Below are 13,832 nucleotides of genomic sequence, written 5' to 3'. Positions count from 1 at the left end.
CGGCCGCATCGACCTGGAGAGCACCGCGCCCTTCGTCGGCCTGGGCTATGACAACACCTTTACGCGCGGCGGAAGGCTCGGCTTCCGCATTCTGGCCGGCGCGGCCTTTGGCGATGCGCCGCAAGTGGATTTGGACGCTCGCGGCGGGACGCTGTCGAACGACCCTGCCTTCCGTTCGCGTCTGGATCAGGAAGAGCGTGAAATTCAGGCCGAGGCCGATGATTACAAGGTCCTGCCGGTGCTTCAGGCGGGCCTCAATTTCAAATTCTGACGCCGGCGGCGTCGTCCCCGAGCGCGAAGGCTGGGGATAAATTGATTATACAAAACAGGGCTTTAACCTAGAAACAAATCGTAACAGACAGCGCCAGAGTGGGTTTCGCCACTTTCTCGCCACAGGTTAACGCGACAAGGCCAGCGCCGGCGGCGTTGGGAGCCGGTGTCTCCTGAGCGAAACTCATGATCGGCGCCTCCGCTGCTATCGCCATGCTTTGGGCTGCCGTATCGTCTGTGACGAGCGGGCCTGTCCCCTACAATGACGTCGTAGCGGCGGATCAAGTCAGGACTGAAACCCCTGCCGCCATCGTCGGTTCCGATGAAGTCGAGACCGCCCTGAACGCCGAACAGGCCGAGTTGATGGCCTCCGATCCGGACTGGCGCGCGTCGGCGCGCCTCTATCACGCAGGCGGCGGCGGCGCGACGGGCAACGATTCGCTGGGTTGCCGTCCGATCGCCATGCGCACCGTCGCGGTCGATCCCCGCGTGATCCCGCGCCGCACCAAGCTGTTCATCCGCGAAACGGTCGGCATGCGTCTGGCCGACGGTTCGATCCACGACGGCTACTGGTACGCCTCCGACACCGGCGGCGCGATCAAGGGCCAGAAGATCGACCTCTATACCGGCAACGGTCGCGGCTCGATGAATCAGGCGCAGCGCCTGAACATGCGCACCCTGACCATCGTGGACGCCGGCGATTTCGACGGTTGCCCCCCGGCCTGGACTACCGCTTCCAACTGATCCGGCCGATCATGAAAAACGCCGGCTGACCGCGAAGGTCAGCCGGCGTTTTCGTGTCTGAAGCCTTGCGCCGATCAGTCCAGCTCGGACACTTCCAGCGTCGACTGGACCATCGAGCCGTTATAGGTGCCGACCCATATGTCGTAGCGGCCGCTCTGGGGGTTGGTGATCGTCACCTTCGGATCGACGCCGCCCGCGCCGTCGTCGTCGCAGTAGAAACGGCCGTTGGGCGTATTGATCAGCAGGGTGGTGTCCTCGTCTGCGCGGACGCGGAAGGTCAGATCGGCGTCGCCCGGCTCGAAGAAGATCTGGATGTCCGGGGCTGAACTGACCGAACCTTCGCAGCCCGGCTTCGCGGCCGAGGCGGGCGAGGAGCCGCCGGCCAGGATCGACTTGGTCCAGGGGTCGGGCGTAAAGCCGCCGCGCAGATTGGCCGTGCCGTAGTTGGGCTCAAGATCGATATTGGGCGCCGCGCCGGCCGTCGTGTCCGTGCCGCCCAGTTCGCTGATCTGCAGCGTCGACTGGACCATGTTGTCGTTATAGGTGCCCAGCCAGATGTCGTAACGGCCGCTCTCGGGATTGGAGATGGTCACCATCGGGTCCAGGTCGCCGCCGCTGTCGTCGTCGCAGTACCAGCGGCCGCCGGGGCTGTTGACCAGCAGCGTGGTGTCCTCGCTGGCGACCGCCTTGATGGTCAGGTCCAGATCCCCGGCTTCGAAGTTCAGTTGCAGATCGGGCGCAGCGCTAACCTTGCCCTCACAGCCCGATTGGGCGGCCGAGGCGGCGATCGAACCGCCCGCCAGGATGGACTTGGTCCAGGGATCCGGCGTGAAGCCGGTCTCCAGCCGCACCGAACCGTAGTTGGGGTCCAGGGTGAAGTCGGGCTTGGCCCCGCTCTTCTGGGCCAGGCTGACCCCAGGGGCGAGCAGCACGGACGCAGCGGCGATGACGGCGATGGATTTCATGATGCTCCCTCCAGCAGCGGCGCAACGCCGCAGGGCGAGACTATTCCGTTTCGCCGAACCGTGCAGCTTGAAATGCAGGCCTCAAAAGCGGCGCTTGCCGGTCACCGTCTCGAAGAACAGGCGAAAGTCGCCCATCAGGCTCCACAGCGGATATTTGAACGTCGCGGGCCGGTTCTTTTCGAAGAAGAAATGCCCGACCCAGGCGAAGCCGTAGCCCAGCAGCGGCATGGCCAGCAGCCACCAGGCGTTCCGCGTCGCCACGAAGGCGACGAAGGCCGAGATCACCAGAAAGGTGCCGACGACGTGGATGCGCCGACACGTCCGGTTGGAATGCTCGTGGATGTAATAGGGATAGAAGGCCTCGAACGAGGCGTAACGGCCCTCAGGTGCGGACGGCGTGCTCATGGGCGGAGGGTGCGCCTCCGCCCACGATCAGGCAAGTGCCGGCATGATCAGCCCTTGGGCTTGCCTTTGAAGCCGTCCTTCTTGAAGCCCGGCTTGGCCTTGAAGGGCTTCTTGGCATAGGGCTTGTCGCCCGCGGCGTTCGAGCGCGGATTGGCGCCGCCGTCAGCCTTCGGCGCCCAGGGCTTCTTCTTGAACGGCGGGCGGCCGTCGCCCTCTCCGCCATCGGCGCGCTTGTAGGGGGTCTTCTTGAAGGGGCGGTCGCCATCCTCGCGCGGCTTGCCGGCGAAGCGGCTAGCCTTCATCGAGCCGGGCGTCGGGGCTTCCGACGGCGTGATCTTCACCTCGTCCTTGGAGGCGGCGACGGCTTCGCGGAAAGCCTTCTCGTGGGTTTTGGCGACCTCGAACCGCGTCTCTTCGGGGAAGGTGCGGATGGCGCCGATCTGAGGCTTGGAAATGCCGCCGATGCGGCAGATCAGCGGGATCAGCCATTTGGGGTCGGCGTTCTTGTTGCGGCCCACGTCCAGACGGAACCAGACCACATCATCAGCGCCCAGGCGGTCGCCCGGCCAGGGTTGAGCCGCCGTGCCGTCGTCGTTGCGAACGGTGCGCTCGCGCTTGGCCGGACCGCGATCCGAACCCGGATCGGACAGTTCTTCCGGCGCCGGCTGTTCCTTGCGCAGCAGACGCACCAGGGCGGCGGCGATCTCGTCGGGCGTGCGCTCGGCGATCATCCGCTTTGCGACGACCATGTCCTCGTCGGAGACGTCGGCCTCGAAGAACTCGGGCGACAGCAGGCGGCCTTCGTCGGCCTTGCGGATTTCATCGAAGGTCGGGGCGCCGGTCCAGACGGCGTCGACGCCGGCCTCGTCCATCAGCCGCTCAGCCTTGCGACGGCGCGAGTGCGGGACCAGCATGACCGAGATGCCCTTCTTGCCCGCCCGGCCCGTCCGGCCCGAACGGTGCAGCAGGCCGGCACGGTTCATTGGCAGTTCGGCGTGGATGACCAGACCCAGGTCCGGCAGATCCAGACCGCGCGCGGCGACGTCGGTGGCGACGCAGACGCGGGCGCGGCCGTCACGCAGCGACTGCAGCGCGTCGGTGCGCTCGCGCTGACCCATCTCGCCCGACAGGCTGACGGTCGAGAAGCCGCGCTCCAGCAGAGAGGATTGCAGGTGACGCACGCTGTCGCGGGTCGAGCAGAAGACCATGGCGCGCGGCGCCTCGAACCAGCGCAGGGTGTTGACCACCGCGTGCTCGATCTCGTTGGGCGCGATGCGATAGGCGCGGTATTCGATGTCGGCGTGCTGGCGCGTCTTGTCGGTCGCATCGATGCGGACCGCGTCCTTCTGATAGCGTTTGGCCAGGGTGGCGATGTCGCGCGCGATGGTCGCCGAGAACAGCAGGGTGCGGCGTTCGGCCGGCGCCTGGTCCAGGATGTGCTCCAGATCCTCGCGGAAGCCCATGTCCAGCATCTCGTCGGCCTCATCGAGGACGGCGACCTTCAGCTCCGACAGGTCCAGGTTGCCCCGGTCGATGTGATCCTTCAGGCGGCCCGGCGTGCCGACGACGATATGGACGCCAAAGCCGAGCGCGCGAGCTTCACGCCGCGCATCCATGCCGCCGACGCAGGTGGCGATCTTGGCGCCGGAGTCGGCGTACAGCCATTGCAACTCGGCCGCGACCTGCATGGCCAGTTCGCGCGTGGGGGCGATGGCCAGGCACAGCGGCGCGCCGCCGGGGCCGAAGATCGGCTTGTCGCCCAGCAGGGTCGGCGCAGCGGCCAGACCAAAGGCCACGGTCTTGCCCGAACCCGTCTGGGCCGAGACCAGCAGGTCGCGATCCGCATGCTCCGCCTCCAGCACGGCGGCCTGAACCGGAGTGGGTTCGGCATAGCCCTTGTTGATCAGGGCGCGGTCGAGCGCGGGATGGACGGCGGGAAAGGGCATAGGAAACCTGGGACAACGGACAAGGGCGGTCGCCGAAACGACCGCGCCCGGCCGAGGTCAGACCTCAGGCCGGGCGAATGATGGCGCTCTATACATCAATAAGGGCGCAAGCGGGGCGGAAAACGCCGTTCACCCTATTCCTTCAGGCGACGTTGACCTGAAAGACGCAGTCTGGCGATCGAACCCACCGCGTCCGGAGCTTCGCCATGCAAGCGCTTTCTATCGCCGCCGCCGGAATGACGACCGCGCAGAACCGGTTCGACAACAGCGCGCGCCGTACCGCCAACGCGCCGCTGGACAATCTCGCCGAGGAAACCGTGGAGCGGATCCAGGCCAAGACGGCCTTCAGCGCCAACGCCGCCGTTCTGCGCACCGCCGACGACATGACCGGCACGCTGCTGGACATGCTGGCCTGAAGCTTCAGACCGGCGCCTTCTCCGGCAGGTTGAAGAAGCCCGCAAAGCGGTCAAACACGGCCCGGTCGCCGGCCAGCGTCATCAAGCCGTCGGCCTCGAAGGCGCCGGGCGGGACCTTGCCGTAGACGCAGGCCGCGACCAGCGGCGGTTGGGTCGTCAGGACGACGTCGGCGGCGTCCGTGGCGCCGCGGCGGGTCGTGATCGTGCCCTTCTCGATCTGAACGACGAAAAGTTCGTCGCCGAAGACGAAGCCGACCGTCATCGCCGCGTCCCCGGCCAGGGCCGGGTCGAACATCGTCTCGAACGACTGCATGATCGATACCGCGCTGATCGGCAGGGTCGGATCGTGGCGAGGCGAGCGCGCCGCCCAGCCGCCCAGCACCATGAAGACCGGCTTGATCTCATATCCCCACGGCGTCAGCTCATAGACCTGAACCGAGGCGGGCGGCGGGAGCTTGCGGCGGGTCACGATGCCCGAAGCCTCCAGCCCCTCCAGCCGCTGGGTCAGCACGTTCGCGGAAATGCCGTGCAGATCCTTTCTCAGATCACCGAACCGGCGCGGGCCCATCATCAGTTCGCGGATCACCAGCAGAGCCCAGCGCTCGCCGATCAGGTCCAGTCCGTGCGCAGCGCCACAGGCGTCATGGTATTTTCGGCCCGCCTTATCGGTTATCTTTTCTAACTTCATAGTTGACTATGGTAATCATTGGAGTCAGGTTTCGCAAATAACAAGGAGAGGAAACGCCGTGGCCCAGCTGATTTTCATCAACCTGCCGGTCGCCGACCTGCCCCGATCGATCGCCTTCTACGAAGCCGTCGGCGCGACCAAAAACCCCATGTTTAGCGACGACACGGCCGCCTGTATGGTGGTGTCGGACGTGATCCACGTCATGCTGCTGACCCACGACAAGTGGCGCACCTTCACCGACCGGGCGATCCCCAACGCCCATGTCTCGGCGCAGATGTCGCTGTGCATTTCTTTCGACAGCCGAGAGGCTGTGGACTCGGTGGTCGAACGCGCGGGTGCAGCGGGCGGCCTTATGGATCCAAACCCGATTCAGGATCACGGCTTCATGTATGGGCGCGGCTATGCCGACCCGGACGGCCACATCTGGGAACCGATGTGGATGGACCCGGCCGCCGTCGCCGCCGGTCCCGAAGCCTTCGCCGCCAACGCCATGGTGTCGTGATGGGTGACGGTCGCGAACTGAGCATCAGCCGTCTGATCAAGGCCTCGCCGGAGACGGTGTGGAAGATCTACACCGAGCGTACCGGCGAGTGGTTCTGCCCTCGCCCGTGGACCACGCCGGTCGTGGATTGGGACCTGCGCGTCGGCGGGCGGGCCAATGTGGAAATGGCCTCGCCCGAGGGCGAGCGGCATCCCTATTCCGGCGTGTTTTTGGAGGTGGTGCAGGGCCGCAAACTGGTCTCGACCGGCGCCTTTACAGAGGGCTGGGTTCCGCAGGCCGGCGACATGAACTTCGTGCGCATCGACACCTTCGAGCCCGAGGCCGGCGGAACCCGCTACACCGCCACCGCTCGGCATTGGGACGAAAAAGCCGCCGAAACCCACAAGGCCATGGGCTTCGAACAGGGGTGGGGCGCCGTCGCCGATCAACTGGCGGCGTTGGCGCAGGGAGATGCGGCATGAGCGACAAGATCATTCCCTGCCTGTGGTTCGACGGCGACGCCGAGGCTGCGACCGCCTTTTATGTCAGCCTCCTGCCCGACAGCCGCATAACCGCCGTCAACCGCTCGCCGGTCGATACGCCCTCCGGCGCTGAAGGCACGGTCCTGACGGTGCAGTTCGTGCTGGCGGGTCGCGAGTATCTGGCGTTGAACGGCGGACCGAACTTTCGCTTCACCGAAGCCGTCTCCTTCATGGTGATGACCGAGGATCAGACCGAGACGGACCGGCTGTGGGACGCCCTGCTCGCCGACGGCGGCAGCGAAAACGCCTGCGGCTGGTTGAAGGACCGCTGGGGTCTGTCGTGGCAGATCACGCCTCGTCGCCTGATGGAACTGACCACCGATCCGAACCCCGCGCGCGCCAAGGCCGCCATGCAGGCCATGATGGGCATGATCAAGATCGACATCGCGGCGCTGGACCGCGCCGTCGCTGACGTTTGAATCCAGAAAGAGGAGACGACCGATGACCTATGTGACCGGCTTCCTGACCCCCGTGAAAACCGAGGACAAGGCGCGCTACGTCAAGTCCGCCGAGGCCTCCTGGCCCCTGTTTCAGAAATACGGCGCCCTGTCCCAGGTCGAGACTTGGGGCGAGGACGTGCCGGACGGCAAACTGACCAGCTTTCCCATGGCGGTGAAACTGCAGGAGGGCGAGGTCGTCGTCTTCTCCTGGGTCACCTGGCCCGACCGCGCCACCGCCGACGCCTGTTTCGGCAAGATGCAGGACGACCCCGACTTTGCGAACATGGACATGCCCTTCGACGGCAAGCGGATGATGTGGGGCGGCTTCAGCGTCGCCTTCGAAGGCAAGGCCTGAGCCCGGCGGCGGCCCTGTTCGAACGCAAATCGCCCTGACGCATTGTCAGGGATCGAGGAGAACCGACATGGCCGCCCGCCCCACTTGGCAAGGACATCTAAAGCTGTCGCTGGTCACCTGTCCGGTGGCCCTCTACACGGCGACGACCAGCACGAACGACGTGCGGTTTCACCTGATCAATCCTGACACCAACAATCGCATCCGCATGGTGCCGACCGACCCGGACGCTGGGCCGGTCGAGCGCAGCGATCTGGTGCGCGGCTATGAGGTGTCCAAGGACGAATACGTCCTGTTCGACGACGCCGACTTCGACAAGGTGAAGCTGGAAAGCACCAAGACCATCTCGATCGACAAGTTCGTCGATGAGGACGACATCGACCGGCTGTATTGGGACGATCCCTTCTTCGTGGTCCCCGAAAAAGGCGCGGGCGTCGAGGCCTTCGCCGTCATCCGCGACGCCATGAAGAAACAGGGAAAGGTGGCGCTGGGTCAGCTCGTCCTGCGCGGCAAGGAGCGTCAGCTGGCGCTGGAGGTTCGGGGCAAGGGACTGATCGCCTACACCCTGCGCGCTCATGACGAGGTGCGCGATTCCGACGAATACTTCGACGACATTCCGACGGTGAAGGCCGATCCCGACATGGTCGAGATCGCCGCGCGCATCATCGGGCAGAAGGAGGCGGACTTCGACCCGACCGACTTCAAAGACGGCTACGACGACGCCTTGCGCGCGATGATCAAGGCCAAGTCAAAGGGCGGCAAGGGCGTGGTCGATGTCGCCGAACCCGACGACACCAATGTCATCGACCTGATGGCCGCACTGCGGAACAGCCTCAAGGGGTCGGCGACGGGGACGAAGAAACCGGCCGCAAAGAAGGCTTCGGTAAAGAAGGCGGCGCCTAAGAAAGCTGCGGCAAAGAAGAAGACAGCGGCCTAGACGCCCATCTTTTTCAGCGCCGATTTCAGACTGACCGCCGAAGCGCGGAAATCGGCCCAGGGATCGGGCTTCTTCAGCAAGGCCGCATAGGTCCAAAGGTTGAATGCGGCGGGGTCCAGCCCGGCCTTCACCTGCCCCCATGACAGCGGGAAGGCGATCCCCGCCCCCGGCCGTGCGCGCGGCGACCAGGGCGCGACCGCCGTCGCCATTCGCCCGTTGCGCAGATAGTCGATGAAGATCTTTCCGCCCCGCGCCTTCTTGGCCAGGGTCGTGGTGAACCGGTCCGGCGCCTCGGCGCGGATGGCCTCGGCCACCGCCTTTGCGAAGGCCTTGTTCTGATCCCAGGTCACGCGCGAGCGGGCGTCGGCCTTGATCGGCACAACGACGTGCAGCCCCTTGCCCCCGGTCGTCTTGACGAAGGCGGCCAGACCCAGCGCCTCGATCTTCGCTTTCACGACCTTGGACGCGGCGATGACGTCGGCGAAGTCCAGCCCCTCGTCCGGATCCAGGTCGAAGGTGATCTGGTCAGGGATTTCCGGCTGGCCGGGCGCACAGCCCCAGGGGTGCAGTTCCAGCCCGCCTGACTGGGCGATGGCGACCAGGCCGCCCGCATCGACGGCGGCCACATAGGGCGTGCGCGCCTTGACGTCGATCAGCTTCAGCCGCGGGTTCGACCCCGCCATGGCGTGGCGTTGGAAGAAGGTCTCGCCGCCGATTCCCTCGGGCGCCCGGATGATCGAGGTCGGCCGGTCCGCCACATGGGGCAGGATCCGCTCAGCCGCCGCCTCGTAGTAGCGCGCCAGATCGGCCTTGGTGATCGCCGGCCGGTCGCCGACGGCGGGCCACAACACCTTATCGGGGCTGGAGAGGGTCACGCCCGCCACGACCACCTTGCCGGGCTTTCCGGCTGGTCGCACCGTCGTCGTGGTCCTCTTCGCGTCGCCCATGTCCGTGGGCGGCTGCGGCGGCTCGGTGACCTCTGCGGCCGTCTTGTCTTCGCGCAACCCTTTGAACGCCGCCTGCCGCAGCGATCCGGATTCGGTATAGCCGCCGTGCTCGACCTCGGCGACCAGCACCGGCTTGACCCAATGGATGTCCTTGGCCGCCTTTGGCGCGCCCGCCCCGGCGAAGGGAGACTTCTGCGCCGCCACGCCCTTCAGCGCCGGAACAAGCGTCTTCGTCACCGCCTCGCCATAGCCGGTCCCCACCCGGCCCAGATAGCGAAGGCCGCCCTTTTCCCTGACCCCGACCAGCAGAGAGCGGAACCGCGTGCCGCCCTCGGACGACCAGCCGCCGATCACCACTTCGTCGCGCCCCCGGCATTTGGACTTCAGCCAGGTCGATGACCGCCCGGCGTGATAGGGCGCGTCCAGCTTCTTGGAGATCACGCCTTCCAGATCCATGCGGCAGGCGCTTTCCAGCACCGCCTGGCCGGTGGAGGCGAAATGCTCGACGTAACGCAGCCGCCCAGCGGCCGCCCCCGACCCTGGAGCGCCGATCCGGTCCACATAGGCCTGCAGTCGCGCCTTGCGATGCGACAGCGGCAGTTTACGCAGATCCTCCGCCCCCTCGAACAACAGATCGAAGGCGAAATAGACCAAGCCTTCCGTCTTCTCGTCCGAGATGGCCGCCTGCAACGCCCCGAAGTCCGGCATGTGATCGTCGTCCAGCGCGCACAGCTCGCCGTCGATCACCGCGTCGGGCCAGGTCGCCGCATCCGCCGCCAGATCCGCGAACTTGTCGCTCCAGTCCAGACCCTTGCGCGTTCGCAAGACCGCCCGACCGCCGCCCACGCCGATCTGGATGCGATAGCCGTCGAACTTGATCTCGTGCGCCCAGCCCGTTCCGCCCGGCGGATGGTCGGTCACCTTGCACAGCTGGATCGGCACGAAGGTTGGCGGCTTCTTGGCCTTTGCCGTCGCTTTCGAGGGCTTGGGCTTGGCCGGACCTTTACGCCCCGTGGGCTTGGACGCCGTCCATTCCTTGGTCCCATCCGCGATCTCGGCCAGTGACCGGCCGGTCGTCACAGAGGCGTCGATTTCGGCGAGCGCATCGCCCTCGCCCGCCACGGCGAAGTCGTCCTTCTCCTTCAGCAGCAGCCAATTGTTGCGTTTGGAGGGTTTGCCCCGATCGCTCTTCAGCCGGATCAGCGCCCATTTGCCCTTCAGCCGTTCGCCGTGAAGGATCATCTTGATCTGACCCTTTTCCCAGGCCGCCTCCAGATCCGGTTCCTGCGGCTCCCAGGTCCCGACGTCCCACATCTGCACCGTGCCGGCGCCGTAGTTACCGTCGGGAATCGTGCCCTCGAACGAGCCGTAATCCAGCGGATGATCCTCGACCTCGACCGCCAGCCGCTTGACCGCCGTGTCGCGCGACGGCGCCTTGGTCACGGCCCAGGATTTCAGCACCCCGTCCGCCTCGATGCGGAAATCATAGTGCAACCGCGTGGCGGCATGACGCTGGATCAGATAGCGAAAGCCGCCCTTGGCGCTCCTGGCCTTGGCGCCCTTTGGCTCGGGCGTCTCGCCGAACCGGCGCTTGGCCTGATAGGTCTTCAGTTCACCGCGCATAGGGGCGTAATCCGCCCCGCGCCAAAGCGTTGCCTCAGCGACAGAAGCGCGTGTCGGTCGCCTCGAGGTGCAGGTGGTCGTAGTGGACGGCGTTGTAGTCGGGGCTGAGCGTTGTGCCAAAGGTGCGGCAGGCGTCGTCGCGGATACGCTTCAGGAAGCGCGCTTCGGGCGTGTCCCCGTTCCAGTCCTTGGTCACGGTGATGCGCCGCCCGTCCCTCAGCCGCACCCCGGCGAAGTCCAGCGCCGCCGCCTGGGAATGGGCGCTGATGCGGTTCGAGCCCACGCCGTTGTTCACATTGCGACAGGCGTAGGCCCCCATGTGGTCGATCTGCACGACGTCCGAGCCCAAGATCTCGCGCGCCGCCGGCTCCAGCGACTGGCGACGCCAGATGCTCAGCGCCAGCGCTGTCTGACATGTCATCTCCACATCGCCCGGCGCCATGCGCGCCACCGTCCCCAGGTCGGCGCCCAGCACCCCGCCCTTGCTCAGGCCGCAGGTCGCGGTATTCTGGCGATCCGGCACGGGACTGAAGCGCACGCGCGCAGCGTTCAACTCGGCCAGACAACGGCCCAGGTCGCTACCTTCGCGCACGACCAGGGCTTGGGTCCCGACGTCGATCATCCGATCCACCAGCCCCCCGACCAGCGGCGCCTCGGTGCGTGACGGATAGGGCGATGGCGGCCGCAATGGCTCGGGCGGCCGCCGCACGCAGCCGCTGAGGATCAGCAGGACGCCGAGGCCGATGAGAATAGGAGAGACGCGCGACACGGAGAGCATGGTCGCGACGCTTAGCTGATTCCCGCGGCCGCCGTGGTCACGAGGCGGAGAGCCGCCTATCGACGCTCTTCGGACGCGCCCTTGGCCCGGCACCGATCCGAACAGAACCGCACCTGATCCCAGTCCCGCGCCCACTTCTTGCGCCAGGCGAACGGCAGACCGCAGGCGGCGCAGCGCTTTTGCGGCAGGTCGGACTTGGCCGGCGCCGTGCCGAGATTGACGTGCTTTCGGGCCATGTCGCCTGCCAAGAAAAAAGGGCGGCCCGTCAGAGCCGCCCTTGATCGTATCAGCTGTCCAGGAAGGACCGCAGTTTGCGCGACCGCGACGGGTGCTTCAGCTTGCGCAGCGCCTTGGCCTCGATCTGACGGATGCGCTCGCGGGTCACCGAGAACTGCTGGCCGACTTCTTCCAGCGTGTGATCGGTGTTCATGCCGATGCCAAAGCGCATCCGTAGAACCCGCTCCTCGCGCGGCGTCAGCGACGCCAGAACGCGGGTGGTGGTCTCGCGCAAGTTCGACTGGATGGCGGCATCGATTGGCAGGACGGCGTTCTTGTCCTCGATGAAGTCGCCCAGGTGGCTGTCTTCCTCATCCCCGATGGGCGTTTCAAGCGAGATCGGCTCCTTGGCGATCTTCAGAACCTTGCGCACCTTCTCCAGCGGCATGGCCAGCTTTTCGGCCAGCTCTTCCGGCGTCGGCTCGCGACCGATCTCGTGCAGCATCTGGCGGCTGGTGCGGACGATCTTGTTGATCGTCTCGATCATGTGCACCGGGATGCGGATGGTGCGCGCCTGGTCGGCGATCGAGCGGGTGATCGCTTGACGGATCCACCAGGTGGCGTAGGTCGAGAACTTGTAGCCGCGGCGGTACTCGAACTTGTCGACCGCCTTCATCAGGCCGATGTTGCCCTCCTGGATCAGGTCCAGGAACTGCAGGCCGCGGTTGGTGTATTTCTTGGCGATCGAGATCACGAGGCGCAGGTTGGCCTCGACCATTTCCTTCTTGGCTTGCCGCGCTTCGCGCTCGCCCTTCTGCACCGTCTGGACGATGCGGCGATAGTCGTCGATCGGCAGGCCGGCTTCCAGCGCCACGGCGGCGACGTCGGAACGGATGGTCGCGATCTGGCTGGCTTCGTTCTCGCTGAACTTGGTCCAGCGCACGCCCTGATCCTTGATCCGGTCCGTCCAGGTGGGGTCGAGTTCCGAGCCGAAATAGGCCTTAAGGAACTCGGGCCGCGAAATGCCGTAGCTGTCGGCCAGGCGCAGCAGCCGGCCTTCCAGACCGATCAGGCGCTTGTTGATCGCATAGAGCTGCTCGACCAGCGCCTCGATGCGGTTGTTGTTCAGCTTCATCGTCTTCAGACGATCCGAGATGGACGTCGTAAGCGCCTGATAGGCCTTTTCATCCTTGGCGCTCAGCACCTCGCCCTTCAGGCGGGTCTGAACCAGCTTGTCCTGCAGGGCGCGGAAGGCGCCGAAGTCCGCAGCGATGGCGTTTAGGACGTCCATAACCCCGTCGCGCAGCTCGGCTTCCAACGCGGAGATCGACATGCCGCCGCCGTCGTCGAAGTCGTCGTCATCGTCGTCGTCGGACTCAGGCTTGTCTTCGGCGGCTGGCTTTTCCTCGGCCTCTTCTTCCTCTTCGCCTTCAGGCTGGGCGGCGCCCGGCAGGGAGGAGGGGTTCAAAACGCCATAGGTGGCGTCCAGGTCGATGACCTCGCGCAGCAGGATGCGGTTGTTTTCCAGCTCGTCGCGCCAGACCATGATGGCCTCGAAGGTCAGGGCGCTTTCGCACAGACCCGAGATCATGGCGTCGCGGCCGGCCTCGATCCGCTTGGCGATGGCGATTTCGCCTTCGCGGCTCAGCAGTTCGACCGAACCCATCTCGCGCAGATACATGCGCACCGGGTCGTCGGTGCGGTCATAGGCGGATTTGGCAGGCGTTTCGGCCACGGCGGTGCCGGCGGCGGCGGCAACGTCGGTGGACTGCTGCTCCTGCGCGTCCTCCTCGGCCTCCACGACGTTGACGCCCATTTCGGACAGCATCGCCAGGGTGTCTTCAATGGCGTCGGGCGTGACTTCTTCGGACGGCAGGACCTTGTTCAGCTCCTCCATCGTCACATAGCCGCGCGCCTTGGCTTGCTTGATGAACTTCTTGACGCCGGCGTCCGTCAGATCGAGCAGGGGCCCATCGGTCGAAACCTCGGTGTCCTGCGTCTCGGTCTGTGCGTTCATAGTCAGTCTGTCTCCAGCCGAGAGGGTGATCAGTCCGCCCCGGCGAAAAATACAATGCTTGGCGT

At 65.8% G+C, this 13,832-nt stretch carries 15 protein-coding genes and 1 pseudogene; 8 read left to right on the top strand and 8 right to left on the bottom strand.

Annotated elements, in window-relative coordinates; translation table 11 throughout:
- Both B3T77_RS03935 and B3T77_RS03930 read left to right on the top strand, forming a co-directional pair.
- Positions 1–271: pseudogene (locus tag B3T77_RS03935) on the top strand (hypothetical protein); the annotation flags it as partial.
- A 185-nt stretch (positions 272–456) separates the two neighbouring features.
- Entirely contained in the window at positions 457–1,014 is a 558-nt protein-coding gene (locus B3T77_RS03930) for a 3D domain-containing protein (protein WP_055752860.1), read from the top strand.
- A gap of 74 nt (positions 1,015–1,088) precedes the next feature.
- Here the strand turns inward: B3T77_RS03930 and B3T77_RS03925 are convergent, their stop codons facing one another.
- From B3T77_RS03925 to B3T77_RS03915, 3 genes are all read right to left on the bottom strand, one after another.
- On the bottom strand, positions 1,089–1,979 hold the full coding sequence (locus B3T77_RS03925) for a hypothetical protein (RefSeq protein ID WP_292077434.1): 891 nt from the start codon (positions 1,977–1,979) through the stop codon (positions 1,089–1,091).
- 81 nt (positions 1,980–2,060) lie between these two features.
- Positions 2,061–2,384 (bottom strand): Mpo1-like protein, encoded by a 324-nt coding sequence (locus tag B3T77_RS03920; RefSeq protein ID WP_026108600.1) that lies wholly within the window; start codon positions 2,382–2,384, stop codon positions 2,061–2,063.
- A gap of 47 nt (positions 2,385–2,431) precedes the next feature.
- On the bottom strand, positions 2,432–4,330 hold the full coding sequence (locus B3T77_RS03915) for a DEAD/DEAH box helicase (protein ID WP_292077430.1): 1,899 nt from the start codon (positions 4,328–4,330) through the stop codon (positions 2,432–2,434).
- Positions 4,331–4,536: 206 nt separating this feature from the next.
- Here B3T77_RS03915 and B3T77_RS03910 point away from each other — a divergent pair, with 206 nt between their 5' ends.
- A complete protein-coding gene (locus B3T77_RS03910) occupies positions 4,537–4,746 on the top strand; it encodes a flagellar basal body rod C-terminal domain-containing protein (RefSeq protein ID WP_045811901.1) in 210 nt (69 codons plus the stop codon).
- 4 nt (positions 4,747–4,750) lie between these two features.
- Here B3T77_RS03910 and B3T77_RS03905 read toward each other — a convergent pair whose 3' ends face one another.
- Complete coding sequence (locus B3T77_RS03905) at positions 4,751–5,434, bottom strand: winged helix-turn-helix transcriptional regulator (RefSeq protein WP_292077426.1); 684 nt, start codon at positions 5,432–5,434, stop codon at positions 4,751–4,753.
- Between the two features lie 58 nt (positions 5,435–5,492).
- On the opposite strand from B3T77_RS03905, the gene B3T77_RS03900 reads away from it, so the two are divergent.
- The 5 genes from B3T77_RS03900 (at position 5,493) to B3T77_RS03880 (ending at position 8,186) form a co-directional block, all read left to right on the top strand.
- Positions 5,493–5,936 (top strand): VOC family protein, encoded by a 444-nt coding sequence (locus B3T77_RS03900; RefSeq protein ID WP_066552496.1) that lies wholly within the window; start codon positions 5,493–5,495, stop codon positions 5,934–5,936.
- A complete protein-coding gene (locus B3T77_RS03895; RefSeq protein WP_292077423.1) occupies positions 5,936–6,397 on the top strand; it encodes an SRPBCC family protein in 462 nt (153 codons plus the stop codon). Before B3T77_RS03900 ends, B3T77_RS03895 begins: the two co-directional genes overlap by 1 nt.
- Positions 6,394–6,876: a VOC family protein gene (locus B3T77_RS03890; RefSeq protein WP_292077421.1), complete on the top strand. Its 483-nt coding sequence runs from the start codon at positions 6,394–6,396 to the stop codon at positions 6,874–6,876. Before B3T77_RS03895 ends, B3T77_RS03890 begins: the two co-directional genes overlap by 4 nt.
- Before the next feature lie 22 nt (positions 6,877–6,898).
- Positions 6,899–7,252 carry a DUF1428 domain-containing protein gene (locus B3T77_RS03885; RefSeq protein WP_017506381.1) on the top strand — a complete coding sequence of 118 codons (354 nt, stop codon included), beginning with the start codon at positions 6,899–6,901 and terminating at the stop codon, positions 7,250–7,252.
- A gap of 67 nt (positions 7,253–7,319) precedes the next feature.
- Positions 7,320–8,186: a Ku protein gene (locus B3T77_RS03880; protein ID WP_292077420.1), complete on the top strand. Its 867-nt coding sequence runs from the start codon at positions 7,320–7,322 to the stop codon at positions 8,184–8,186.
- On the opposite strand, the gene ligD is transcribed toward B3T77_RS03880, so the two are convergent.
- Genes ligD through rpoD form a run of 4 tightly spaced genes read right to left on the bottom strand, consistent with a single transcriptional unit; the run spans position 8,183 to position 13,767 of the window.
- Positions 8,183–10,756 carry a DNA ligase D gene (ligD, locus tag B3T77_RS03875; RefSeq protein WP_292077418.1) on the bottom strand — a complete coding sequence of 858 codons (2,574 nt, stop codon included), beginning with the start codon at positions 10,754–10,756 and terminating at the stop codon, positions 8,183–8,185. The genes B3T77_RS03880 and ligD overlap by 4 nt on opposite strands.
- 34 nt (positions 10,757–10,790) lie before the next feature.
- Entirely contained in the window at positions 10,791–11,534 is a 744-nt protein-coding gene (locus B3T77_RS03870) for an extensin family protein (RefSeq protein ID WP_292077417.1), read from the bottom strand.
- A 56-nt stretch (positions 11,535–11,590) separates the two neighbouring features.
- On the bottom strand, positions 11,591–11,770 hold the full coding sequence (locus tag B3T77_RS03865) for a DUF2256 domain-containing protein (RefSeq protein WP_084375248.1): 180 nt from the start codon (positions 11,768–11,770) through the stop codon (positions 11,591–11,593).
- A 50-nt stretch (positions 11,771–11,820) separates the two neighbouring features.
- Positions 11,821–13,767, bottom strand: coding sequence for an RNA polymerase sigma factor RpoD (gene rpoD, locus B3T77_RS03860; protein ID WP_055752847.1), 1,947 nt, complete (start codon positions 13,765–13,767; stop codon positions 11,821–11,823).
- Positions 13,768–13,832: the final 65 nt, after the last annotated feature.

The organism is Brevundimonas sp. UBA7838 (assembly GCF_002500885.1).
In the GTDB taxonomy this organism is placed as follows: Bacteria; Pseudomonadota; Alphaproteobacteria; order Caulobacterales; family Caulobacteraceae; genus Brevundimonas; species Brevundimonas vesicularis_C.
The sequence above is the reverse complement of the archived record's forward strand: the minus strand, read 5'-3'. Positions and strand labels throughout refer to the sequence as shown.

Bases quoted from the DNA above. Each gene is read 5' to 3' on its own strand.
- ligD (WP_292077418.1), bottom strand. From the start codon at position 10,756: ATGCGCGGTGAACTGAAGACCTATCAGGCCAAGCGCCGGTTCGGCGAG.
- B3T77_RS03885 (WP_017506381.1), top strand. From the start codon at position 6,899: ATGACCTATGTGACCGGCTTCCTGACCCCCGTGAAAACCGAGGACAAG.
- B3T77_RS03870 (WP_292077417.1), bottom strand. From the start codon at position 11,534: ATGCTCTCCGTGTCGCGCGTCTCTCCTATTCTCATCGGCCTCGGCGTC.
- B3T77_RS03895 (WP_292077423.1), top strand. From the start codon at position 5,936: ATGGGTGACGGTCGCGAACTGAGCATCAGCCGTCTGATCAAGGCCTCG.
- B3T77_RS03925 (WP_292077434.1), bottom strand. From the start codon at position 1,979: ATGAAATCCATCGCCGTCATCGCCGCTGCGTCCGTGCTGCTCGCCCCT.
- rpoD (WP_055752847.1), bottom strand. From the start codon at position 13,767: ATGAACGCACAGACCGAGACGCAGGACACCGAGGTTTCGACCGATGGG.
- B3T77_RS03910 (WP_045811901.1), top strand. From the start codon at position 4,537: ATGCAAGCGCTTTCTATCGCCGCCGCCGGAATGACGACCGCGCAGAAC.
- B3T77_RS03880 (WP_292077420.1), top strand. From the start codon at position 7,320: ATGGCCGCCCGCCCCACTTGGCAAGGACATCTAAAGCTGTCGCTGGTC.
- B3T77_RS03865 (WP_084375248.1), bottom strand. From the start codon at position 11,770: ATGGCCCGAAAGCACGTCAATCTCGGCACGGCGCCGGCCAAGTCCGAC.
- B3T77_RS03915 (WP_292077430.1), bottom strand. From the start codon at position 4,330: ATGCCCTTTCCCGCCGTCCATCCCGCGCTCGACCGCGCCCTGATCAAC.
- B3T77_RS03930 (WP_055752860.1), top strand. From the start codon at position 457: ATGATCGGCGCCTCCGCTGCTATCGCCATGCTTTGGGCTGCCGTATCG.
- B3T77_RS03905 (WP_292077426.1), bottom strand. From the start codon at position 5,434: ATGAAGTTAGAAAAGATAACCGATAAGGCGGGCCGAAAATACCATGAC.
- B3T77_RS03890 (WP_292077421.1), top strand. From the start codon at position 6,394: ATGAGCGACAAGATCATTCCCTGCCTGTGGTTCGACGGCGACGCCGAG.
- B3T77_RS03920 (WP_026108600.1), bottom strand. From the start codon at position 2,384: ATGAGCACGCCGTCCGCACCTGAGGGCCGTTACGCCTCGTTCGAGGCC.